Source organism: Ligilactobacillus acidipiscis (genome assembly GCF_900116935.1).
GTDB classification, from domain to species: Bacteria; Bacillota; Bacilli; order Lactobacillales; family Lactobacillaceae; genus Ligilactobacillus; species Ligilactobacillus acidipiscis.
Genome location: NZ_LT630287.1, coordinates 605,715 through 629,540 on the forward strand (window position 1 = coordinate 605,715; position 23,826 = coordinate 629,540).

Here is a 23,826-nt window from a genome sequence, read left to right on the forward strand (position 1 = left end):
TAGTAGTCGGGCTCCGAAATTCAGACAACTCCGCTTATCCAACTCGGAACTTACAGTGCACAGAACGCACTATAAGTTCCGAGCCCGATAATGCTCGTTGTCTCCCGAATTTCTCCGCTCTGTTTTTTTAGTCGAGCTTTGCAGCTCAGAAGATTGTGCCTAGCTAACTTCATCACCACATTGCGAAAAGCGCAATATGGCGCTAAAGTCCGCTAGTGCTCATCTTCTAAGCGAGCTGCTCCGCTCTGTTTTAGTAGTCGAGCTCCGGCAAGCTAGAACTTTCCGCCTAATTAGCTTAAACATCACGACAAGCACAAACCACTTGTCATGATGTTCAAGCCCATTAGTGCTCGAGTTCTCCCAGCTTGTCTCCGCTCTGTTTTAATAATACGAGGAGGTATTTTTATGACAAAACCATCCGCAAAATCGGAACTGATCGAGGTCAGCTCGAACCCGCTGACTTTTCATTTGCATAATTCTCAGGTTAGTTATGTCTTGGGCGTTGAGGATGAAAATATCTTAGCGCACCATTATTATGGCAAGGCAGTTGACCATTATTCCAATTTGCGTCGCTATCCTCGGTTGATGCGGCATTTTGCACCAAGCCCTGAAGATATAGAAACAAGAGATTTTTCTTTGAGTACATTACCGCAAGAATTTCCAGGGGCTGGAGGTGCTGATTACCGTGAACCGGGGATCGTTGTCCAGTTTCCAAATGGTTCCCGAACTGTCAATTTTACCTATGATTCTTATACGATCTCGGATGGGAAGCCTCAACTAGCCGGGCTACCGGCAACGTTTGCCCAAGAAGATGAAGCACAGACACTAACTGTCAAATTAGTCGAAAGTGATGCTCAGTTGGAACTCTATTTGTCCTACACGATTTTCCGTGATCTGCCGGTTATCACGCGCAGTGCTCGTGTTAAAAATCTGGGTCAGCAACCGGTCCAAGTTCAACGCCTGGTTTCATTTAGTTTGGACTCGCCTGACAATGAGTTAAACTTGCTGCAACTAAATGGTCGTTATGCCCAAGAAAGAAATGTGACGATCGAACCGCTGAACACGGGTATCAAGATCCTAGACTCCAAGCGGGGGGCTTCAGGTCATACACAAAATCCATTTTGCGCACTGATCGACCCTCATGCCACGGAATTTTCCGGTGAAGTTTTTGGCTTTTGTCTGGTCTATAGCGGTAGTCATAAATCAATCATTCAAATGGATGGTTATAACCAGGTCAGGATTCAAATGGGGATCAACGATCAAAACTTTGAATGGTGGCTGGAACCGCAAAAATCATTTCAATCACCAGAAGCTGTTTTAGTGCATAGCGAGCAGGGCTTAAATTCGATGTCGCAAAGCTTTCATGAGTTATTCTTGAATCATTTGATGAAAAGCAAGTATTCACACCAAACACGTCCGATCTTGCTGAACAACTGGGAAGCCACCTACTTTAACTTTGATGAAAAAAAGCTGCAAGATATTATCGCGTCTTCTCATGATCTTGGGATCGAAATGTTCGTGCTAGATGACGGCTGGTTTGGTGAACGAGATGCTCCTAACAGTTCGCTGGGGGATTGGGTCGTTGACCGAAAAAAATTGCCGAACGGTCTCAAGCCGCTGAGTGACTATTGTCATAATTTGGACATGAAATTTGGTCTGTGGTTCGAGCCGGAAATGATCTCTGTCAAATCTAAACTATATCAAAGTCATCCTGATTGGGTCTTAGAGGTCCCAGGGCAGCGACGTTCGATCGACCGCAGTCAGTTCGTGCTTAACTTAGGCAGGGCAGAGGTCCGTGATTATTTACTCGAGCGGATGTCTTATATCATTGAACATGCCGATCTCGACTATATCAAATGGGATATGAACCGTAACATGACAGAAGTTTATGACGCTAAGCTTTCAGCTTCGGAGCAAGGAGAGGTCTCTCACCGCTATATCTTAGGATTGTATGATCTTTTAGAACGTTTGACGGACAATTATCCTGATATTTTGTTTGAAAGCTGTTCGGGAGGCGGCGGTCGCTATGATGCCGGAATGTTGTATTACATGCCGCAAACATGGACTTCTGATAACACGGATGCAATAGCACGATTGAAGATCCAATATGGGACAAGTTTAGTTTATCCGGTCGTTTCGATGGGAGCCCATGTTTCAGCAGTTCCCAATGAACAGACAGGGCGGATGACCCCGTTGAGAACTAGAGGGCTGGTTGCTTCGAGTGGTAATTTGGGATATGAATTAAATCCACTGAACTTGTTGGAAAACGAAAGACAAGAAGTTAAGTTACAAGTCAAGTGGTATAAGGCTCACCGTCGTTTGATCCAGTTCGGCAAGCTCTATCGTTTGCAAAATCCGTTTGAAACAACGAGGACAGCTTGGATGTTTGTCTCAGATGATAAAAAAGAAGCTGTTGCGATGTACTTTAATATCTTTTCAGAGGCTTCATCGCCATTGCACATGCTGAATTTTGTCGGTTTAAACCCCAGCCAAAAGTATAGCGTCAATGGTGAATATACGGCTTACGGCAGTGAGTTGATGCAAATCGGGATCTACCCACTGACGCAAAACGATGGTGATTTTGACAGTGCTGTTTTTGAATTAAAAGCAGTTGAATAGGATAGTCAGTTATTTTAATGAAAGGCCAGTATTTACAAATGTTGGTTTTAAAAGGTGCAGGCAAGCAGCGCTAAAAAAGCGTATGACTTTGCCTGTACCTTTTTATGCGCCAACTAGTTAGCAATGTTGTTAGTGTTGCTTATTTCTCTTTACATGAGCCGCGTGAAATTTTCGGTCAGCCAGTTGATAAGACTTAGCGTAAACAAGAAATTTAGTGCTTTATAATACTATTATAGCTATAATTATTATATAAATAGCTTTTATGAGGAAATAATAAATGGCTAGTAAAAGTTCGTTTGAAAAACGAAAAACGAATAATAAAGTAATCGCTATCGTGGTGATGATCATCATTTTATGTGCAGGCGGTATCGGGGTTGCCGGGGCATATCATGAACATGAAGTTACGAAACAGCACGTTAAAGCAAAAACACCCAATAATCATCAAGATGAGATCAAAAAAGTAAATCAGCTAAAAAAAGAGATGGCTGCAGAAAAAGATGAGCAGAAAAAATTGGCTGATTTAAAACAGCTGTAACAAGAGTATCAGAAATACCAAAAAAAGAGTTCTCCATATCTTAAGTTGACCAATGCTTATCAGGACGCTATTCATTCCGGTAAAGTTTATTTTCTAAATAAAACCAATGAAGTTATCAAGGCGAACACGATCACTGATATCCAGTCAGCTACTGATATTGATGGATTACAAGACAAGAGTGCAGCGTTAAAAGAGCAGCTTAAGTTTGTACGAGATAATAAGGAAATAGTCTATAGTCAGGCTAACGTCAAAGATTATACCAAGCAGATCAATGATTTGGTCAAGAAGTACAATGAGAGAGTTAGGATATTACAGACTGAGACTGAAAGCACAGATGATCAGTACAACGAAGCACCAGACCAAGCAGCTAGTTCGTCCCAGGAGAGCCAAAGTGATGGCGACAGTTCCAGCACAGCAGCTTCTAGTCAGAGTCAGAGCAACGGGAATGGTGGCCACAGCTCATACCAGGGCAGCAACTATAACTGGGGCAGTCAGTCATACAGCCAACCATCGCAGAATTATAGTCCAAGAAGTAATGGTGGAAATTCAGCAAATGCTGATCGAGAAAAGAATTCAAATGGAAGCACAAACGACAGGACAACTGATGGTAATGGGGAAAGCAGTTATGATCCTTCTACAGCAAATGGAACAACGATTATTAAAGATGTCAATGGAAATGGAACAACTTCAGGTAATTAATAATATTTATGAAACTGGGTCAAAACTAGAAACACTTGGAAAAATAAGTTGTCGAATATAATAAAAGTTGTGCCAGTCTTTTATAGTCTGATGTACTCCACAGCTCGTGGATTTAAGAGGACTGTTTTTAGAGAGATGATTGTGAATTACTCTATCTTTTTATAGCATTAAGAGTGAATTTGTGACACGAAATAAATAAGCAACAATACAAGAGCCCGCCCAAAACAAATAGGTCGGGCTTTTATTTATTTATATGGGTAGAGTGAGCTTTTATTGATCTAGGCAATTATTTTTGTATCCCTTTGACTGTGCTAAGAATAAGAAACGGAAAAATTGTTGGAAATAGATTTTGACACGAAAAATATCTAATGGAATAAATGGTCAATTAAAGATATTTGAGCATGCTTAGCCAATAAGTTGACAAATTTTAATGCTTAGAACAATATAGAAATGAAAGTTTGAAGAGCAAGACAGTTCTCAAAAATCAGTGGAAGTATCGTAATGATCTGTCAAATTCAATCGAACAAGAACGTTATTTATCTGATCGAAAAAAATATTTTGTCAATTTTTTTCAATAAAAAGAGCATTTATTTGTGAGTGCTGGTCCTGGTACACAGAGATTTCGGGTTTATTGAAAGGAAAGTATTATACCTCATTATTAATACATTAATTTAGGAGGTGGAACTGTGGCTCAAAAAAATACCAACGATATTATCGAAGTTTGTGGTAAGATCGCAAAAATTTTACTTGAGAATGGGGCAGAAACCACACGAGTTGAAAGCACAGTTGAATATATTGGCAGGGCTGCGGGAATCCAACTTAAATGTCACGCCACGATGACTGCAATTTTTGTGAATGTCAAAAACGCTGCTGGTTCTCTTACACATTTGGAAAAACCACGAGTTAGTTCTTTTAATTTACAAAAAGTTGATGAGATCAATACCTTATCACGAGAATTTTCTAGTCATAAGATCGAGTTCGACCAACTTCAAAGCAGAGTAGAAGCAATTGATCATCAAGTAATTGATTTTTCCTGGCCGCAAAAGATCCTTAGTGCTGGTTTAGTTTCTGTCGCTCCGATGCTTTTATTCAAGGCATCTTGGAAAGATCTGCTATTTGCTTTTTTTATAGGCATTTTAGGTTATTTAGCGTCTCAATTGGCTGGTCGACATTCTGCTACTCCTTTTTTGGGGGCTATTACCGGTGGTTTGGTGATCAGTTTGATAGCTACAAGTCTTAAACAAGCAGGAATCGCTGACAGTTCAAGTAATATTGTTATTAGTGCTTTAATGCCCCTAGTCCCTGGTGTTCCACTAACTAATTCTTTGCGGGAGATCATTGAGCGAGATATTATTTCTGGTCTTGTTCGGGGGATGGATGCTTTGATGATAGCCGGGTCGATCGGTATTGGGGCGATCGTAGGGACCTTTTTAGCAAATTTGTTGATTGGAGTTTTGTAAATGGAACTTGTTTTAGGATTTATTTTTAGCTTCTTGTCAACATTGGGTTTCGGTGTAATTACTAACGTGCCTCGTCGTGTTCTGATACCTGCGGGCATTACAGGAGCATTTGGCTGGACCGTTTACTTATTGACCGAACCGCTAACTACTAGTATTATCTTGCCAAATCTTTTGGCTGCTTTAATTATCGGCTTATTGGGCAACATCAATGCTGTTTTTATTAAGGTTCCAGTGAATTTAATTTACATCCCATGCCTAGTTTCACTTGTGCCTGGGGTAGTTATTTATGCCAGCCTTAAAGATTTTACTTTGGGATATTATAATGCTGCTGGACACAACTTGATCAAGACTTTAACCGTTGCATTGGCTTTGGACCTTGGTTTTGCTATTGCAGAGTCACTTTTTAAAAAGTGTCGTCATATTATTAGTAAGAATAGAATAAAAAGGAAGGGAAATCTTTAAAATGAATTTACACGATAAATTGATGGAAAAATTGTGGGATGCACAACCGGAAATGATAAAGATACGTCGCCGTTTGCATGCACATCCGGAAGTATCATTTCATGAAAAAGAAACAGCTAAATATATTAAGGATTTTTATCATGATTTAGATTGTAAAATTACTGGTTTTGGAGATGGGTATGGCTTTGCGGTAGATATTGAAAGTGGTCACCTAGGTAAAGGGCTTGCTTTACGAGCCGATTTTGATGCTTTAGCAATTCAAGAAGAAAATGACCTTGAGTTTAAATCCCAAAATAAGGGAGTCATGCATGCATGTGGACATGATGGACACACGGCTTATATGATGGTTTTAGCGAAGATATTAATTGAATTAAAAGATCACTTAAAGGGCAGCATTCGTATTATTCATTAACCAGCTGAAGAAGTTTCTCCTGGTGGTGCTAAAAGTATGTTCGCTGACGGTGTTTTAAGGGGCATAGATAATGTTTTAGGGTTACATGTGATGAGCAGTATGCCCAATTGTTCGATTGGCTATCATTTGAATGAAACCCAAACGGGACGTAGTAATTTTACTATCACTTTCAATGGCAAAGGTGGTCATGCTTCAATGCCGCAACTTTCTAATGATGCAATAGTAGCTGGGGCATATTTTGTCACAGCTGTACAGACAGTTGTTTCTCGTCGTATCGATCCTTTTGACACAGCTAGTGTGACTATTGGTTCTTTTAATGGAGCCGGCTCATACAACGCCATTAAACAAAGTGTCACACTTAAGGGTGATGTGCGTGTAATGAAGGAAGATACGCGTCAAATAGTGCGTGAACAAATCGAAAAAATTGCTCATGGTGTTGAAGCCATGTTCGGTGTTAAAGCAGTCATTGATTATGAGGATAACTATCCAGTTTTGTATAACGACCCACAATTAACTAAAGAAACGGTCAAAAGTATTCAAGATGCAAACTTGCCTGAAATCAAACAGGTCTTTGATTGTGGACCTCAAGATCCTTCGGAAGATTTTGCCTATTTTGCCCAAGACACCCCAAGTTGCTTCTTTTATGTCGGTTGTCAAACTGCAGATGGTCACGACCATCCCCACCACAGCCCGGATTTCTTAATGAGTGAAGATTGCTTATTGGTTGCTGGTGAGGCGGTCGGGACAGCCGCTTTATCTTATCTTGGAGTGTAACGCGCGATAACTTAAAAAGGACAACAAGATGTTGATGTCTGATGTTTAAACCAGCGCTAGAAGACGCCGTTTGTATAAGATGATAGCTGATGTAAAGCATGTTATACTTTAATCGTAAAGAAAAGGGGAGTTATGTACTAGCATAGTTCTTCTCACAAGCCGCTTCGTTGGTAGCATAATTACAAACTACTATTGAATAGTCGCCCTATAACCATGCCGAAGTTATAGTGGGGCGGTTTTTTTATTTGTCCTTTTTGTTGGACAAAACAGCCACTGCACTTAAAACTTGTTAAACAATTATAGAATAGGTTGGTAAAAAGATTGAGAACGATAACAAGTGGGGACGACTTACCGCAGAATTTGTCAATCTAGTTTGCTATAATAAGTTAAACAACAGAGCGAAGTGAATCGCTTAAAAGTTGAGCACTATCGGACTTTAACAATAAGCCGTGCTTTTTGCGACTTGTTGTCAAAGTTGGATAGGCGCAGACTTTTGATTCACGTAGCTCGACTAGAAAAACAGAGTGGAGAAATTCGGGAGACAGCGAGCATTATCGGGCTCGGAACTTATAGTGTGTTCTGTGCACTGTGAGATCCGAGTTGGATAAGCGAAGTTGTCTGAATTTGGGAGCTCGACTACTAACAAGGCGGAGGCAAGAGGATGGGTTTTAATAAAAAGGAATTTTTTAAGCAGATCAAAGATGTTGAATTATCGCAAGAGCAAAAGGACAATTACTGGCAAATGCTGGATGCAGACTTTTTGGCGACTTTTCGCGATGTTATGAAATACTCGCCGGTCCTCACGGACAAATCTCCTTACAAACGAACCTATAAGGAGCGTCCGTTTACGGATGACAAATATAATGCGTGGTTTGTTAAGACTAAAATCGAACATGCTGCCAGCGGTCCCTTGCTAGGGAAAAAAGTGGCTGTGAAAGATAACATTACGATCGCAGATGTACCAATGCAGATCGGCACTAAGCTGCTGAATGGTTATCGCCCCCATACAGATGCGACTGTGATCAGTCGTTTGCTGGCGGCTGGTGCAGAAATCACCGGCAAGGCAGTCAGTGAAAACTTGTTTGTAGCCGGCAGCAGTTTTTCAGCCGACACCGGCTTAGTACAAAATCCCCGTTTGCCTGGATATTCTGCTGGCGGATCGTCAAGTGGTTCGGCAGCTTTAGTTGCTAGTAGAGAAGTTGATCTTGCCTTGGGGTGTGACCAGACTGGCTCGATCCGGATCCCAGCTTCATGGTGTGGCATCTATGGGTTTAAACCCTCACGCGGCGTGATCCCGTATACAGGGATCGGCTCAGTCGATCAACTGCTCGATTATGTAGGCCCAATGGCACAAACGATGGACAATATTATTTTAGCGATGGATGCTCTAGCTGGGCCAGATGGCTTAGACAGCCGCCAAAATGAAATGCAGCAGACATTTGATTTTGCCAACAATCTAAAGACTGATCTGCGCGGCAAAAAAATAGGGCTCGTTAAAGAATGTTTCGGTTTAAAACGTTCTGAAAAAATTGTGGATGAGACAGTACGGTCCAATATTTTGGCTTTTGAAAAAATGGGTGTGAGTGTTGAAGAAATATCGCTTCCAGAATTTGATCAGGCGCGGACAGTCGTTGACACGATGAACACTCTGGCAACATATCGGCAGTTGATCAAGAATGGCGGTTCAAGCATTGGCAGTGGAAACTACTATCCAATCGATTTGAGTGAAGCATTAACACAGCAGTTAAAAGCAGAAAATTATCAAAAATTGCCGCCAATTGTCCAAGTTATTTTGTATAGCGGAATGCTGGCTGATCATTCAGCCACTGATTATTACGGTAGAGCACAGAATATGTTAGTCGGCCTCAAACAGAAATTTGCCCAGGTCATGGAAAAATTTGATATTCTTGCAATGCCGGCGACACCTTTTACCGCTACTAAATTACCAGCGTTGGATGATTCATTAGAGGAACTGGTAACAGGTTCGATGGGGATGGATACAAACTTAGGTGTTTTCAATGCTCTTGGCTACCCCGCAATTTCGGTACCATGTAAATTTACATCTCATGAAAAACCGATCGGGATGCAGCTGGTTGGCGGCTTTGGCGCTGATCAAACTGTGATCGATTTTGCTAAAGCATACGAAGATTTTTCATAGACAAAGAAAACGAGCTGGGGCATAACTAGCTGTGCGATACTAAAAGGGCCGTCTATTTAACCCATTTAATGAGTTAAATAGACGGCCCTTAAACGTGTTTCAAAAGAGTGAAGCCTTAATGTAACAACGATTGCGCTATTCTGGTCCTTCGCTTTGCTACGACCCAAAATAGCGCAATCGCCGTTACAAATCGGCTTCAAAGCATCTTTTGTCTCACTCTCTTAGCTTAAGCTTGCTTTTCTTTTTTAACTGAAGATCCCCGTGTGGCTGACAATTCTGGGAACCACAATTTGATCTCATTTTCAGCATTTTGCGGGTTGTCCGAGCTGTGAATGACATTACGTAAGATCCCATCTTCAAACATCCGGCCAAAATCACCGCGGATCGTTCCAGGTGCTGCTTGGTTGGGACTAGTATCTCCTGCAATGGTATGTAATCCCTTGATCACACGCGAGCCGCTGGCAATGATCGCTACGATCGGTCCCTCTAACATGTAGTTTTCGATCTCGGTGAAGTAGGGCTTGTCTACCTTGTCGACATAGTGCTTTTTCAATAATTCCGGTGTAGCCATCGTAACTTTTAAACCATCGATCGAGTACCCCTTGTTTTCGATCCGTGTAATGATCTGGCCAATATGGCGCGCTTTAACACCATCTGGTTTGATCAAGATCAATGTACGTTCTGTTGTCATGTCTTGTGACCCCCATAAAAGTATTTTTTTATTCTTAGTTTTTCTAATTATGTCTAATGATAAGCAATTTTTTTAAAAAAAGAAAGAGAAATGATGGGTAGAAACGCGTGGTGCTAGTTCGTAATAATTCTATTTTCTGTAAAATCAAAAAAGCCTAAATTATAAATAAAGACGGTCAATTCGATTTTTAACCAAAAGCCTACCACTGACCGCGTGAGGTTTTTTTCGATCCCATAATCTTCAACTAGGATCGAGAAACGGGATTCGATCGTGCGCCGGAGATCTTTCAAAGCCGGAACATTGTGCTGTTTGGCTCCTTTCATGTTTGAACGGTAAGGTGTCCAGAGCTCATAACCTAGCTCGCCAAAATCTTCTTGTAAGGGCTGTCCCACATAACCGACATCCGCTAAAACAAAGGGACACGGACAGCCTGCGATCAAAGTTGACGCCGCTTGGGTGTCATGTTTAGAGGCCTCGGTGACAGTGTAATTTAAGATATAACCGCTGAGCGAGGTCTCAAAATGAGTCTTAAACCCGTAAAAATACATGTCTTTGGTCGCATTGTAGCCTAGGTCAGCTATGCCGCGGAAAACCTTGGCCCGCTTATTTCTAACTTTTTGGCATAAAGGGTTAGGCAAACTATCAATGATCGCAAACTGTCCTGTTTGCGCATAGTCGCGAGTCAACCCCTGCCGCATGGCCATGACCACTGGGAGAAGACGTTGTGCTCGTCGGTTAAAACGGGAGCGCTCAATGTTCAATTGATGTGGGATGAAGGTCTGTGCCCAGGCAAAGAATTTACGCTGGGAGTGCATCTGTGTAATGACCTGTAAACACAGTAAGGCTAAGATCTGCACATCAGAAACACGAGAATTAGTGGTGTTACGGCGTTGCGAAATATAGCGCGGGCAGTATTTTTGATAAAGCTCAGCACAAAGAACTTTAAGTTGAGCTAAATTGACTTGTAAATTATGTCGTTTTTGTTTAAACTTTAAGTGGTCCAACAAGATCAGGTCTCCTTTGTTTAAGTCACTTAAGAGTCTAACCTTGTTGGGCTTTTTTTGTAAAATTTTGTACTAAATAGTTGAATGTTACGAACTAGCACCACGCGTTGGGTAGAAATTCAAGCTGGCTAATTGCAGCAGACAGATTTTTTGTCAAATCAGTGCTAGTGAAATTTGCGTTACTAAAGTTTCATCTTTCCCAATGCAACACTAAATCTGCTATGATTAAGAGAGATCAAAGTAGAATTTAACATCTGTTAGAGGAGGTCGATCATGAAACCTGAACAAAATATCGTGGCCGCCGTTTTGATTGCTGGTGATCGAATCTTGACCGGACAACGTCAGGCCCACCGTGTCGGTGGCGGTTATTATGAATTTCCGGGCGGGAAGATCGAGCCGGGTGAAACACCACGCCAAGCTTTAAAACGTGAGATCAAAGAAGAATTAGGCGACATTGTCGTCTTAGGTCCGCAGATCCCTGTACCTGCTGACTACGAATATAATTATGCCAAGATACATATCCAGTTTTTCTGTGGTTATTTGCAGACGCATAATCTAAAACATGAAGCCCATACTAAGTTGCAGTGGGGTAGTCCTAAAGAACTGGCCGCTTTACAGTGGCTGCCAGCTAGTCGACCTGTCTTAACATGGCTAACACAACAAGATTTAAGGAAGATCAAATTTGATGAATGATAATTATGAATTACAACAAGCCGTGATGCACGGTTTGTTCGACCAGCAAAAATATTCCGGTAATGACATGCTGGCACCTAAATTACTAGTCAATAGTAAAGAAGAAACGATCTGGGAGCATTTACTCGATGAATTTGGTGTTTGCCAGTCCTTTAGCATTGCCGTGGCCTTTATTACTAAAGATATGTTGACGCCTTTTAAAGCTGTTATGAGTGAATTGGCTGCCAGAAACGTTACGGGATACTTGCTGACCTCCGATTATCTGGGCTTCAATGATCCTGCCATGTTTGCGGAATTGTTGAAGATCCCTAACCTAACAGTCAAGATCACGAGTGTCGCCGGTTTTCATACTAAGGGCTACTTATTTGACAATGGTGCTGAAAAAACGATGATCGTCGGCAGTGCTAATTTGACGCGGTCAGCAATGTTGGCTAATTATGAATGGAACCTTCGACTCAGATCGACAGCTCAAGGTGCTTTGTTCAAACAACTTGAACAGCAGTATACTGCGCAGTGGCACAAAGCTTTTCTGCTGACTGATGCATGGGTCAAAGACTACGCTTTGCACTATGTCACACCGCAGTTGACTTCAAAAACTGCCAGTCCTGTAACCAAAAAAATAACTCCCAATGGTATGCAACGTCAGGCCTTGGCTAACTTGGCTAAGTTACGGCAAAATAACGCCCGCCGTGCTTTGCTGATCTCCGCCACAGGAACGGGCAAAACCTATCTTGGAGCCTTTGATGTCCAAGCTTTTGCGCCTAAACGCTTTTTATTTGTTGTTCACAGAGAGCAGATCTTGGAAGCTGCTCGTGATTCATTTCGCACTGTTATTGGCGGCTCTGCCCGTGATTTCGGCATTTTGTCAGGCAAACGTCACCAAACGACTGCCAAGTATCTGTTTGCAACTATTCAAACGATCAGCAAGCCTGAAGTGATGGAACAATTTGACCCGCAGGAGTTCGACTATTTGCTGATCGATGAAGCGCATCGCAGTGGCGCACAAAGCTATCAGCGGCTCTTGAATTATTTTCAGCCGCAATTCACTTTGGGGATGACTGCCACCCCCGAGCGGACAGATGACTTTGATGTCTTTGAACTTTATGACCATAACATTGCCTATGAGATCCGTTTGCAGCAGGCTCTAGCTGAGAATATGCTGTGCCCATTTCATTATGTCGGCGTTACTGATTATGAAGTGAACGGAGAGCTGTTGGATGAAACAGCGAATTTGAGCCGTTTAGTGTCGGATGAAAGGGTCGACTATATCTTGCGCCAGTTGGATTATTATGGAGATACTACACAAGTGCCGCATGGCTTGATTTTTTGCAGCCGGCAAGACGAAGCCAAAGAACTGGCGGTCTTATTGACCCAACGAAATCATCCAAGCCTGGCACTGACCAACGAACAAAGTGTTAGTCAGCGTGATGCCGCCGTCAAGAAACTGGAAGAAGGCCAAGTCGAGTATTTAGTCACAGTCAATATCTTCAATGAAGGGATCGACATCCCATGTGTAAATCAGGTCGTTTTATTGCGCAACACTCAATCAAACATTGTGTTTATCCAACAATTAGGGCGGGGATTGCGCAAATACCCAGGTAAAGAATACGTGACCGTGATCGACTTTATCGGTAACTATAAGAACAATTATTTGATTCCATTAGCCTTGCACGATGACCACAGTAAAAGCAAAGACACTGCTAAAAGAGAGTTAGCCTTCAAACCGATTTTGGGTTTATCCACGATCAGTTTTAGCCGCATTGCAAAACAGCGGATCTTTGCGGCTTTGGATGCGGTAAAGTTGGATAGTTTGCATGAGTTAAAGCAGGAATTTGCGGCTCTCAAGCAAAGGCTGGGGCGTGCACCCTTGCTATGTGATTATTTAGAACAAAACTCACTTGATCCCAGAGTTTTCTTGGAAAATCCACGGCTCAATAACTATGGGAGCTTCTTGGCTAAAATGCAGGAGCAGGTTTGTTTGACTAAGTATCAAGATCAAATATTGACGTTTCTCTGCAAGGAATTAGCACAGGGCAAACGTCCGCATGAATTATTATTGTTGCGTTTGTTACTGCAGCAAGAAACTGTCTCGGAACAAGAATTAATAGCTGAGTTTGACAAGTATGGCTGCTATCATAACGAACAGTTGCTAAATTCACTGGATGTCATTTTAGGCTTAGATTTTTTTGCCATTAAATCCGGTAAGAAGATCAAGGCGGATGAATACGGCGGCCGTCCTCTAGTAGTCCATGATGGCTTTAACTACCAGCTAAGTCCAGATTTTAAAGCGGCAGTTAGTCAAGGCCAAGATTTTGGTTGTCTAATGGACGATGTTTTAAGTTGCGGGCTGCGCTTAAATCAAGAGTATGATAACAAGCGGCAATTTACACTTTATCAGCGTTATACCCGTAAAGATGTCTGCCGTTTATTGAACTGGTCGAAGGACCTGAGTGCGCCGATGTATGGTTATTGGGTCGGTGAGAACGAGTGTCCGATCTTTATAACCTATCGTAAGAATGAAAAGGTCGTGGAGAGCAGAAATTACCAAAATACACTGGCTAATAATTCGGCGATCAGATGGTACACCCGCAGTCCCCGTACATTGGAATCCGCGGAGGTCAAACGTTTGCTCGCAGTTGATGACAACCAAGCACGCCAGATCAAGCTGCTGGTATTTGCCAAGCGCAGCGATGCTGAAGGTAAGGGCTACACCTATTTAGGACCAGCCGACATCTTACCTGGAAGCGTGGCGGAAGAAACTATGCCGACTGCTAAAGCTAAACCTAAACGTGTCGTCGGCATGGATCTGAAATTTAAGCAGCCTCTGCCTTACAAACAACTAAAGTATTTGACGGGGCAAGAGGATAATGAATAACAGAACATTTGAGGCAATATTTTAACTAAAGTAATTGAAATGCGAAATCTTTTTGTAAAAAAACTGAAATAGTTAACTTTTTTATTAGGAAAATCTAAGAAAGCTTGCAAACGCAAGCCTTTTTTTGTACATTAGATAGCAATATATTCATACAGGGTAAATTAGGGGGATAAGATCAAGATCTATATTTGCCAAGTTTAGCCTAAATAATAAGTAGAGCACTAGTTTTGTTCACTAAAGGAAAAGGAGCGTTTTTTGATGTCTAACTGGGAGACAAAATTTGCCAAACAAGGTTTGACCTTTGATGATGTATTGTTGATTCCGGCAGAAAGTCATGTTTTGCCGAATGAAGTTGATTTGGGTGTTCAGCTGGCCCCAAACTTAAAATTGAATGTGCCGATTATTAGTGCAGGGATGGACACGGTCACTGAATCACAAATGGCGATCGCGATGGCCAGACAAGGCGGAATGGGTGTCATTCATAAGAATATGACGATCGAAGCCCAAGCAGATGCAGTCCGCAAGGTCAAGCGTTCTGAGAGTGGCGTGATCATTGACCCATTTTATCTCACACCGCAAGACACAGTCGCACAGGCGGAAGAATTGATGAATCGTTATCGCATTAGTGGTGTGCCAATCGTGGAAACAATGGAAAATAAGTTGTTCTGTGGGATCATCACTAACCGTGATATTCGTTTTGTCAGTGATCCTAAGGTGGCGATCAATGAAGTCATGACCAAAGACGACCTTGTTACTGCAACTGAAGGTACATCATTAGATGAAGCTGAAAAAACTTTGCAATCCAACAAGATCGAAAAATTGCCGATCGTGGATGATCAGGGACGTTTGTCAGGGTTGATCACGATCAAGGACATCGAAAAAGTTGTTGAGTATCCAAATTCGGCTAAAGATGAACATGGTCGTTTGTTAGTAGCTGCCGCTGTTGGTGTCACAAGTGATACATTTGAAAGGGCAGCAGCATTGCTTGATGCGGGTGCGGATGCGTTAGTGATCGATACAGCTCACGGTCATTCAGCCGGAGTTTTGCGCAAGATCTCAGAAATTCGTGAAAAGTTCCCGCAAGCAACGTTGATCGCAGGTAACGTAGCGACAGGAGAAGCAACTAAGGCTCTCTACGATGCAGGTGTTGACGTAGTCAAGGTGGGGATCGGTCCTGGATCGATCTGCACGACACGTGTTGTTGCGGGTGTAGGTGTCCCTCAGATCACTGCGATCTATGACGCTGCACAAGTTGCCCGCCAATATGGCAAGAAGATCATCGCTGATGGCGGGATCAAGTATTCAGGTGATATTGTTAAAGCCTTGGCAGCCGGTGGTAATGCTGTCATGTTAGGTTCAATGTTAGCCGGAACTGATGAAGCTCCTGGCGAAACAGTGATCTATCAAGGCCGCCGTTTCAAAACATACCGTGGCATGGGCAGCATGAATGCGATGGATTCGACTCATGGCTCAGCTGATCGTTACTTCCAAAGCGGAGTCAATGAAGCTAACAAACTTGTGCCGGAAGGTATCGAAGGACAAGTTGCCTATAAGGGTAAAGTCGGTGATGTTGTTTATCAGATGTTGGGCGGACTTCGTTCAGGAATGGGTTACTGTGGCGCTCCCGACCTCGAATATTTGGCAGAAAATGCTCAATTCGTGCAGATCACCAGCGCAGGTTTGATCGAATCACATCCTCATGATGTACAGATCACCAAAGAAGCACCAAACTACTCCAGAAACTAAAAATTGTTAAATTTGGAATAAAACTAAAAATGAGATGCAGAGAGTTGATTTCTGCATCTCATTTTTTTAGGCTGCTTATGGCTAAGACCAGTATTTATAAAAAGCTACATTACTTGAGCTTTGATTTGAGCAATATACTTTGGCTTTGCGGTATTCCAAATTAAAACGGCTAAAAGTCGCCGGAAGTTTTCACCAATTTGAAGAAATCGGCTAGAAGTTAGGAGAAGAATTAGCCAATTTGGAGAAATCAGCTAAAAGTTAGGGAAAGTATTAGCCAATTTAGAGAAATCGGCAAAAGTTAGGGAAAGTATTAGCCAATTTAGAGAAATCGGCTAAAAGTTAGGAGAAGAATTAGCCAATTTAGAGAAATCGGCAAAAGTTAGGGAAAGTATTAGCCAATTTGGAGAAATCAGCTAGAAGTTAAGGGAAGAATTAGCCAATTAGAGAAAAACGGCTAGAAGTCGCCGGAAGAATTAGCCAATTTGGAGAAATCGGCTAGAAGTTAGGAGAAGAATTAGCCAATTTGGAAAAATCGGCTAGAAGTTAGGAGAAGAATTAGCCAATTTGGAGAAATCAGCTAGAAGTTAGGGGAAGAATTAGCCAATTAGAGAAAAACGGCTAAAAGTCATGGGAAGAATTAGCCAATTAGAGAAATCGGCTAAAAGTCAGAGGAAGAACTAGCCAATTAAGAGAAATCGGCTAGAAGTCGCCGGAAGAATTAGCCAATCTGGCAAAATCGGCTAAAAGTTCACTCCAATTCAAACCGTATCAGCTAAAATCTGCTTTTCCTGAATAATTACAAACAAAAATCCCAGCCAGTTTTTGATACACTGACTGAGATTCAAATTTTAAAAGTTATTTGCTTTGGTCTTTTGCTGAACTATCTTCGGTTACTCTTGTTTCTAAGTCTTTGGGATCAACATCTGACAAGGCAGCTTTTTCTGGGGCTAAAGCGTCTCGAATGTCAGTCAATAATTGAACTTGAGGATCAACTTCTTCTTCCTCTTCTTTCTTCGGCATGATCTTGTTGACAGACTTAACGATCAAGAAGACGATGAAGGCGATAATTATGAAGCTGATGATCGAATTGATGAATGTCCCAAATTTAAATGTAGCATCGCCAACTTTTAAGACCCAGTCGGAAAAGTCGATCCCACCAATAAATATCCCGATCAAAGGGTTGATCAAGTTTTCCACTAATGAATTTACAATTGCTGTAAACGCACTTCCAATGATGACACCGACAGCCAAGTCCAGCACATTTCCTTGTGCAATAAATTCCTTAAATTCTTTTAACATGTATTAAGCACCTCTTTCAAAATATGTACAGTGAACATTATAAGCACTATCATTATTTTGCGAAAATAATATGCTTATCTTTTTTCACAATCATTTAGTCCCCGATTTAAAATTGAAGTGCAACACTTGATAACTAGACCAATTAGACTAGCTTAAAAGGCCATGAAGGCCTATTCTTATTATTAACGACAAAATCAACAGATAAGGATAGGTGTCTTCATGACCCAAACTAAGAATATCATGCCTAAGCATTACCAACAACTCCAATCTTTTGAACGCGGTCAAATTGAGTCCCTGACTCGATTAGGATTTGGCGTTCGTCAGATCGCCAGCCGGCTTCACCGGAGTCCCAGCACCATTTCTCGCGAATTAAAACGCGGGTTAACCACCCAGATTGATTCCCAGAAACATCGGTCATATCAGAGCTACTTTGCCGAGCGCGGGGCGGCTTACTATCGAGAACAGCGGGCCAAGTGTCACCCCAAAGGTTTACTGCAGCGGGCTGCCGTGTTCTTCAAGTCCCTGCCGAAAGCTTTAAAAGCTAAGCCACGAGTTTTCAGTGTCGATACGTATGTCCACTATTTCAAAGCTCATTACCCGGGCTTTCCCTGCCCATCAACGGCTACGGTCTATCGGTACATCGAGGCTGGCAAGCTCCCGGAGCTTCACAACTATGATTTACCCATGAAGCTACGTCGCCGCGTTAAACGCCCGAATCACCGACATGCCCGCCTGAATAAAAAACGGCTTGGACAGTCCATTGAAGACCGGCCCGCAGTGGTTCGGAAACGTCAGGAGTTGGGCCATTGGGAAGGCGACTTAGTGAAAGCCAAACGGGTTGAGTCCGAACCAGCTTTAATGACGTTAACCGAGCGAGTTAGCCGGATGGAAATTATCGTTAAATTGCCTGATTACCGGGCAGAGACTTGCCGGCAAGCCCTCCAAGATACGATTGATGATTACGGTGCAGAAAACTTTCGGACTATCACGTTTGACAACGGCTCGGAATTCGCTAGTTTAAATCAGGTTCAAGGAACGGAAATCTACTTTGCCCATCCATATTCTCCCTGGGAACGGGGCACTAATGAGAATGTGAATGGTCAATTAAGAGAGTTCTTCCCAAAGGGGCATTCCTTTAAAAACCTCTCATTAGTGGATCTGCAGTTGGTTCAAGACACGCTGAATCACCGTCCCCGCCGCTGTTTAAGCTATAGTTGTCCAGCGGATGTTATGCCACAACTGGTTTAACTTTCTAGACCAATTATAAGAATAGGCCATTAGTGTTGCACTTAACTTGACAATTGAGGACAATCATTTAGTCAATAATTTCGAGATAAAATAGCTCAGATGTTTCTAATAAGGAGTAATTTCATCTATAATAAAGGTGACAAAATAATATTCTTACTATAGAAAGGAAGTTATTTTATGGATATTATGCAAACGATTTATCAGCGCCAGGCTGTCAGAGATTTTTCTGACGAACAAGTACCTACAAAAGACCTGCAAGATATTATGGATGCAGGACAGGCAGGGCCGGTCGGCATGGGCGAGTACGAGAAATTTCATTTTACGTTGTTGACAAATTCCGGTACTATCAAGCAAGTTGAAGCAGACAGTGTCAGCAATCCATATTATGGTGCACCTGCAGTTATTATTATTTCGGCGCAAAAACAAGACAGTTCAGTTGGTTCAATGGAATGTGTCTCCGCCGGCGCAATGGTTGAAAACATGGCTCTAGCGGCGACCGGCAAAAACTTGGCAAGTTGCGTGATCATGGGTGCTCTAATACCTTTGAGCAAAGATGATGATCTGTTAAGCAAGTTGCAGATCCCAGCTGGTTTTGCTCCTGTAATCTCTTTAGCTGTCGGCTATCCTGCTGAGTCGATCTCTAAACCGACTAAAGGACGTCATGAAGTAACCCAGACTATAATTTGATAAGCATAATTTACTGCTTTTTGCCAAACGTTTGTTGGTAGAGTAACTGTCCGTAAGTGGTCAGTTACTCTTTTTTTAGCTTTATTGCAGTTTAAAACAACTGGTATGATAGGCAAATGCGTCCCTTTTTTACAGCAGTTTGAAAAATTACAGTCAAGTTACATAAAATCTGTAATTAGCTCCATAAAATAGTAAAATAAGTTTTTTTCGCAAAAAAATAAAAAAAGTTTCTGAATTTCAAAAATATTTTCAAAAAGGCAGGCTATTTTTTTTAGATTTTGTCACATAGTTTACCAACCGCCAATGTACTAGCGTTAAGCATCTTCTGTTTATTTTGTGGACAATATTTTTTGAAAATATATTACAAAATATTACAAATGTAACATAACATTACGAAAACAGTGGCTTTGTGTCAACAAATAGAAATTGCTGTGTAACATTAACTTCATATACTAGTCACCGTCGGTTCGAGAGATGAACTGAAATTTAGTAAGCAGGTTCGTCAGGCGCAAGGCTTGAGCTTGCTGGGGCTCTAAAGAGTTTAGAGCTGTTAGCCAAAATATACAGGAGTGAAACTTTTTTATGAATTTGAAGCAAACATTACTTACAGTCACCGCAGCAGCCGGATTATTTGGAATGACAACTATTGCAGCCAACGCTGATACAGTTACAGTCAAAGCAGGAGATACAGTTTCAGGAATTGCAGCAGCTAACCATACAACTATTGCTGCAATCGAAAAAGCAAATGAACTTGCTGATGTTAACTTTATCCTTCCTGGTCAAAAACTTGACATCGATGGTGAAGGTAAGGTTAAAGTTGTTGAACAACCACAACAAGTGCAGGCACCTGTTCAAGCACAAACAGCTGTTCAACCAAAAGCACCCGTGCAAAAACAAGCACCTGTTAAGACACAGGCACCTATTCAATCTTCTACACCAGCCGCTTCAAGCAGCTTGAATGGTTCAGAAGCTGCTGCTAAAGCAGCAATTGCTAATCGTGAATCTGGTGGCTCATACACAGCAACAAATGGTCAGTTCTATGGTAAATACCAATTAGACAAATCTATGTTAAATGGTGATTACTCAGCAGCTAACCAGGAAAAGGCTGCTGACCAATATGCTATTGCAAGATATGGTTCATGGCAAGACGCTTTGAAGCATTCAAACCAATTTGGTTGGTACTAAGAGCAAAACTTAGTTAAAAATAAAGATAAAAGTGAAGCCAGTCAGAGATGTAATTCGTCTCTGGCTGGCTTTTTTTGAGCAATAATAAAACCGGCCCGCAGGCATTTTCAACTTGCAAGTCGGTTATTTTCTTTATTAAGAAGGTTGAATTTCAAAACGCCCCTGAATACCGCTGGGATCAATAAAGGTGATCTGACCGTTGTCAGCTTGCTCAAATTCAATGCTTAAGCTAGTGAGGTGCTCAGCTATGCGGTCAAGTTCCGCAGAATCTGGCACATAGAAGCTGTAATATTTTAAGCCGGTTTCATTTTGGGTTAAGGGAGCGGCATTGCGGCTCATCCAAACATTTGCTCCGATATGATGGTGGTAGCCGCCAGTCGCTAAAAACTTGGCGGCCTCACCGAAGTTAAACTTGAGTGAAAGGCCTAAGATCTTGGTATAAAAATCTTGTGTCTGGTTGACATCAGAGACACTTAAATGAATATGACCAACCATAGTATTGTCTGGAAATCCAGTCCATTTTTGATCAGCAGCTTTCAAAACGCCTTCTACATCCATTTCTAAAGTATCACTAGGGATCTCGCCGTCTTCTTTGATGATCCATTCTGAACGCGGCTTATCATGATAGACTTCGATCCCATTACCTTCTGGGTCGGTCAGATACAAGGCTTCACTATAAATATGATCTGCAGCGCCGCTTAATGGAGCATTAGTTGACACATAGCGGATCAAGGCATTACCGAGGTCTTTTCTGGTCGGTAACAAAAAGGCCGTATGATAAAGACCTGTTCTTTGCTGGGCAGCACGTTGACCGTTGATCTGGAATAAGTAGAGAAGTGGGATGCGGTCGACGCCTAAAACAGCTTGCTGTGTTTCTTGTTGCAGTAGTTTTAGACCAATGATCTGAGTATAAAAGGCAATCATCTTTTGCAAATTGTTTACTTTTAAGGCAACATTGCCAGGATGAGTTTTTTCATCTAATTGAAATTCGGGAATTATCGCGTTTGTCATAATGAGGCTCCTTTCTGTTTTGTCAAATGTCCGTCGGATCAGTTAAGGTTTCGCATGACAAGAGATCTCCGTCTATCCAGCTCAGACATTAACACGCAAAAGAAACGCTGGAACTTCTGAGTCTGAGCTGCTTGTTTGATGGGTGCATGCCGTACTGTGCGATTTTAGTGAACGCTATTTTCTTTTTGAACGTCGGCCAAAGTTTGGGGTGTGATCCCGTGTCCCACTTGATATTCGTGGTAGTGGACGTTTGCAAAATGTGCGGCCATAATTTCATGAACGTGACGACCGATCTCAGGAGAAAATAGCGGGTCTATTGATCCTTGAGAGATAAAGATCTGTGGGCTGGACAAATTAGTACCCAGGGTCGCTTGCGCTGTTTGTTCAACAAATAAAGGCAGACGTCCGCTAAACAATTCTACTTGCTGAAATAGTTTAGGATAATTAACCACTAGACCGCTCCCAATGATAGCTCCTTGACTGAAACCAAGGTAATGTAGAGGATGAGCGGTCAATTTTTTCTGAGTCAAAAGTTGCTGGATAAAACTATAAACATTTTCGATCGCGGTGCCGATAATTGTCTCTTCTTTTTTAGAACCGCGCTCAAAATTGACGTCGAAAAATTGATAGCCATCTTGGAAGACTTGATCGCCTTGCAGTGAAAGCTGAATCTGGTCTGATGCGAGCTGGTCTAGCACAGGCTGCAAGTCATTGTAGTTAGTGCCCATTCCATGGAGTGCGATAGCGATCGGGGTATGTTTGTCCCAATTTTGGGGATAATTTAAACGATAAAGATATTGCATCATTACACCTTCTTAAATAAGTCAAGTTAAGTTAAATAATATTATTTTTGAAATCTTTAAAGGAAGGCTGTGCTTCCTGTGTTGCCGAGACAAATATATCACACTTACAAAAAGTAAGCAAATTATTTTTACAATTTGTCTGTCAAATCCGGCAACCCTTTCCAATTTCAGGTAAAAACTGGTAAAATTGAAGGGAATAGATATGCAAGGGCTTTTAAAATTTAATTAGCCTGACTGTTACAGAACTGACGTAGGAGGGGATCGTTTCATGGCAGTATTAGTATTGGGTGGAGCGGGTTATATTGGCTCACACACCGTTGATCGTTTGATACAAAAAGGTGAAGATGTTGTGGTTGTTGATAGTTTGATCACAGGACATCGTGATGCAGTTAATAAGAAAGCTAAGTTTTATCAAGGTGATTTGTCTGACCAAGGCTTTATGCGGACAGTTTTTGCAAAAAATCCTGAAATCAAGGCAGTTATCCATTTTGCTGCATTCTCGTTAGTGGCAGAATCAATGAAGGACCCGTTGAAGTATTTTGATAACAATACGGCTGGTATGATCAAATTACTTGAGGTCATGAATGAGGTTGGCGTTAAGAAAATCGTCTTCTCATCGACTGCTGCCACATATGGCATTCCTAAATCAATGCCGATCAAAGAAAGTGACCCGCAAAAACCGATCAACCCATATGGCGAAAGCAAGTTGATGATGGAAAAGATCATGCGCTGGTCTGATGAAGCGTATGGTATCAAGTTTGTTGCTTTGCGTTACTTTAACGTTGCTGGGGCTAAGGAAGATGGCTCGATCGGTGAAGATCACCATCCAGAAACACACTTGCTTCCGATCGTTTTACAAGTTGCGATGGGCAAACGTGACAAGCTGATGATCTTTGGTGATGATTACAATACCCCAGATGGGACTAATGTTCGTGACTATGTTCACCCGACTGATTTAGCAGACGCACATATTTTGGCTGTCAAGTACTTGCTTGCAGGTAATGATTCCAACGCCTTTAACCTCGGTTCTTCAACAGGATTTTCTAACAAGCAGATCTTGCAAGCTGCTCGTGAGGTTACGGGTAAGGAAATCCCTGCTGAAAAAGCGCCTCGTCGCGGTGGAGATCCAGATACATTAATTGCTGCTTCTGATAAGGCACGCGAAGTGTTGGGTTGGAAGCCGCAATTTGATGATATCCATAAAATTATTGAAACAGCTTGGAAATGGCATTCAACTCATCCGCAAGGCTATGCAGATAAGGATTAAAAAACAAGGTAAAGTGAACCGCTTAAGTCGCAACCATTAGCGGATAGATGTGTTAAAGCGCGCATTTTGGCGATGTAATGTATATGTTTGGCTAAGCGGAAAGTCTTAGTTCACGAAGTCCAATCAAAAAGTGCAACCTCTAAAAAGCAGCATTGAAAGGTGCTGCTTTTTGTGTACAGTAATTTTCTTGCTAAAAAA

18 protein-coding genes and 1 pseudogene are annotated in these 23,826 nt (G+C 41.9%); 14 read left to right on the forward strand and 5 right to left on the reverse strand.

Annotated features, from left to right (window positions below):
* The first annotated feature begins 405 nt into the window (after positions 1–405).
* From BQ5903_RS02700 to BQ5903_RS02730, 7 genes and pseudogenes are all read left to right on the forward strand, one after another.
* Positions 406–2,619: an alpha-galactosidase gene (locus BQ5903_RS02700; RefSeq protein ID WP_010497197.1), complete on the forward strand. Its 2,214-nt coding sequence runs from the start codon at positions 406–408 to the stop codon at positions 2,617–2,619.
* A 277-nt stretch (positions 2,620–2,896) separates the two neighbouring features.
* Positions 2,897–3,154, forward strand: coding sequence for a hypothetical protein (locus BQ5903_RS02705; RefSeq protein ID WP_010497198.1), 258 nt, complete (start codon positions 2,897–2,899; stop codon positions 3,152–3,154).
* Between the two features lie 45 nt (positions 3,155–3,199).
* Positions 3,200–3,853, forward strand: a complete 654-nt coding sequence (locus tag BQ5903_RS02710) for a hypothetical protein (protein ID WP_010497200.1) — start codon at positions 3,200–3,202, stop codon at positions 3,851–3,853.
* 686 nt (positions 3,854–4,539) lie between these two features.
* Positions 4,540–5,313 carry a threonine/serine exporter family protein gene (locus BQ5903_RS02715; protein WP_010497202.1) on the forward strand — a complete coding sequence of 258 codons (774 nt, stop codon included), beginning with the start codon at positions 4,540–4,542 and terminating at the stop codon, positions 5,311–5,313.
* Positions 5,314–5,775 (forward strand): threonine/serine exporter family protein, encoded by a 462-nt coding sequence (locus BQ5903_RS02720; RefSeq protein ID WP_010497205.1) that lies wholly within the window; start codon positions 5,314–5,316, stop codon positions 5,773–5,775. It abuts the gene before it with no gap.
* Position 5,776: 1 nt separating this feature from the next.
* Positions 5,777–6,961: pseudogene (locus BQ5903_RS02725) on the forward strand (amidohydrolase).
* Positions 6,962–7,622: 661 nt separating this feature from the next.
* On the forward strand, positions 7,623–9,119 hold the full coding sequence (locus BQ5903_RS02730) for an amidase family protein (RefSeq protein WP_010497206.1): 1,497 nt from the start codon (positions 7,623–7,625) through the stop codon (positions 9,117–9,119).
* Between the two features lie 226 nt (positions 9,120–9,345).
* On the opposite strand, the gene ndk is transcribed toward BQ5903_RS02730, so the two are convergent.
* Entirely contained in the window at positions 9,346–9,810 is a 465-nt protein-coding gene (gene ndk / locus BQ5903_RS02735) for a nucleoside-diphosphate kinase (RefSeq protein WP_010497207.1), read from the reverse strand.
* A gap of 113 nt (positions 9,811–9,923) precedes the next feature.
* Positions 9,924–10,817 (reverse strand): IS982 family transposase, encoded by an 894-nt coding sequence (locus BQ5903_RS02740; protein ID WP_079578748.1) that lies wholly within the window; start codon positions 10,815–10,817, stop codon positions 9,924–9,926.
* A gap of 270 nt (positions 10,818–11,087) precedes the next feature.
* Here BQ5903_RS02740 and BQ5903_RS02745 point away from each other — a divergent pair, with 270 nt between their 5' ends.
* From BQ5903_RS02745 to guaB, 3 genes are all read left to right on the forward strand, one after another.
* Positions 11,088–11,507, forward strand: a complete 420-nt coding sequence (locus BQ5903_RS02745) for a (deoxy)nucleoside triphosphate pyrophosphohydrolase (RefSeq protein WP_010497210.1) — start codon at positions 11,088–11,090, stop codon at positions 11,505–11,507.
* On the forward strand, positions 11,500–14,382 hold the full coding sequence (locus BQ5903_RS02750) for a DUF3427 domain-containing protein (protein ID WP_079578750.1): 2,883 nt from the start codon (positions 11,500–11,502) through the stop codon (positions 14,380–14,382). The genes BQ5903_RS02745 and BQ5903_RS02750 overlap by 8 nt, the downstream gene beginning before the upstream one ends.
* 258 nt (positions 14,383–14,640) lie before the next feature.
* Complete coding sequence (guaB, locus tag BQ5903_RS02755) at positions 14,641–16,128, forward strand: IMP dehydrogenase (RefSeq protein ID WP_010497215.1); 1,488 nt, start codon at positions 14,641–14,643, stop codon at positions 16,126–16,128.
* A gap of 855 nt (positions 16,129–16,983) precedes the next feature.
* Here the strand turns inward: guaB and mscL are convergent.
* Entirely contained in the window at positions 16,984–17,427 is a 444-nt protein-coding gene (gene mscL, locus BQ5903_RS02760; protein ID WP_010497217.1) for a large-conductance mechanosensitive channel protein MscL, read from the reverse strand.
* Positions 17,428–17,646: 219 nt separating this feature from the next.
* On the opposite strand from mscL, the gene BQ5903_RS02765 reads away from it, so the two are divergent.
* From BQ5903_RS02765 to apf, 3 genes are all read left to right on the forward strand, one after another.
* On the forward strand, positions 17,647–18,675 hold the full coding sequence (locus tag BQ5903_RS02765) for an IS30 family transposase (protein WP_079578752.1): 1,029 nt from the start codon (positions 17,647–17,649) through the stop codon (positions 18,673–18,675).
* Positions 18,676–18,852: 177 nt separating this feature from the next.
* On the forward strand, positions 18,853–19,362 hold the full coding sequence (locus tag BQ5903_RS02770) for a nitroreductase family protein (protein WP_010497219.1): 510 nt from the start codon (positions 18,853–18,855) through the stop codon (positions 19,360–19,362).
* Positions 19,363–19,944: 582 nt separating this feature from the next.
* Positions 19,945–20,547 (forward strand): aggregation-promoting factor, encoded by a 603-nt coding sequence (apf, locus tag BQ5903_RS02775; protein ID WP_010497221.1) that lies wholly within the window; start codon positions 19,945–19,947, stop codon positions 20,545–20,547.
* A 135-nt stretch (positions 20,548–20,682) separates the two neighbouring features.
* On the opposite strand, the gene BQ5903_RS02780 is transcribed toward apf, so the two are convergent.
* Together BQ5903_RS02780 and BQ5903_RS02785 are read right to left on the reverse strand one after the other, a co-directional pair.
* Positions 20,683–21,558, reverse strand: coding sequence for a VOC family protein (locus tag BQ5903_RS02780; protein WP_010497223.1), 876 nt, complete (start codon positions 21,556–21,558; stop codon positions 20,683–20,685).
* A 164-nt stretch (positions 21,559–21,722) separates the two neighbouring features.
* Positions 21,723–22,364, reverse strand: a complete 642-nt coding sequence (locus BQ5903_RS02785) for an alpha/beta hydrolase (protein ID WP_231920908.1) — start codon at positions 22,362–22,364, stop codon at positions 21,723–21,725.
* A gap of 265 nt (positions 22,365–22,629) precedes the next feature.
* On the opposite strand from BQ5903_RS02785, the gene galE reads away from it, so the two are divergent.
* Positions 22,630–23,628: a UDP-glucose 4-epimerase GalE gene (gene galE, locus BQ5903_RS02790; protein WP_010497227.1), complete on the forward strand. Its 999-nt coding sequence runs from the start codon at positions 22,630–22,632 to the stop codon at positions 23,626–23,628.
* The last annotated feature ends 198 nt before the right edge of the window (positions 23,629–23,826 follow it).

Excerpts from the sequence above, each read along its gene's own strand:
- ndk (WP_010497207.1), bottom strand. The coding sequence starts at position 9,810 with ATGACAACAGAACGTACATTGATCTTGATCAAACCAGATGGTGTTAAA.
- mscL (WP_010497217.1), bottom strand. The coding sequence starts at position 17,427 with ATGTTAAAAGAATTTAAGGAATTTATTGCACAAGGAAATGTGCTGGAC.
- BQ5903_RS02765 (WP_079578752.1), top strand. The coding sequence starts at position 17,647 with ATGACCCAAACTAAGAATATCATGCCTAAGCATTACCAACAACTCCAA.
- apf (WP_010497221.1), top strand. The coding sequence starts at position 19,945 with ATGAATTTGAAGCAAACATTACTTACAGTCACCGCAGCAGCCGGATTA.
- BQ5903_RS02780 (WP_010497223.1), bottom strand. The coding sequence starts at position 21,558 with ATGACAAACGCGATAATTCCCGAATTTCAATTAGATGAAAAAACTCAT.
- guaB (WP_010497215.1), top strand. The coding sequence starts at position 14,641 with ATGTCTAACTGGGAGACAAAATTTGCCAAACAAGGTTTGACCTTTGAT.
- galE (WP_010497227.1), top strand. The coding sequence starts at position 22,630 with ATGGCAGTATTAGTATTGGGTGGAGCGGGTTATATTGGCTCACACACC.
- BQ5903_RS02745 (WP_010497210.1), top strand. The coding sequence starts at position 11,088 with ATGAAACCTGAACAAAATATCGTGGCCGCCGTTTTGATTGCTGGTGAT.
- BQ5903_RS02770 (WP_010497219.1), top strand. The coding sequence starts at position 18,853 with ATGGATATTATGCAAACGATTTATCAGCGCCAGGCTGTCAGAGATTTT.
- BQ5903_RS02750 (WP_079578750.1), top strand. The coding sequence starts at position 11,500 with ATGAATGATAATTATGAATTACAACAAGCCGTGATGCACGGTTTGTTC.
- BQ5903_RS02730 (WP_010497206.1), top strand. The coding sequence starts at position 7,623 with ATGGGTTTTAATAAAAAGGAATTTTTTAAGCAGATCAAAGATGTTGAA.
- BQ5903_RS02700 (WP_010497197.1), top strand. The coding sequence starts at position 406 with ATGACAAAACCATCCGCAAAATCGGAACTGATCGAGGTCAGCTCGAAC.
- BQ5903_RS02705 (WP_010497198.1), top strand. The coding sequence starts at position 2,897 with ATGGCTAGTAAAAGTTCGTTTGAAAAACGAAAAACGAATAATAAAGTA.
- BQ5903_RS02720 (WP_010497205.1), top strand. The coding sequence starts at position 5,314 with ATGGAACTTGTTTTAGGATTTATTTTTAGCTTCTTGTCAACATTGGGT.
- BQ5903_RS02785 (WP_231920908.1), bottom strand. The coding sequence starts at position 22,364 with ATGATGCAATATCTTTATCGTTTAAATTATCCCCAAAATTGGGACAAA.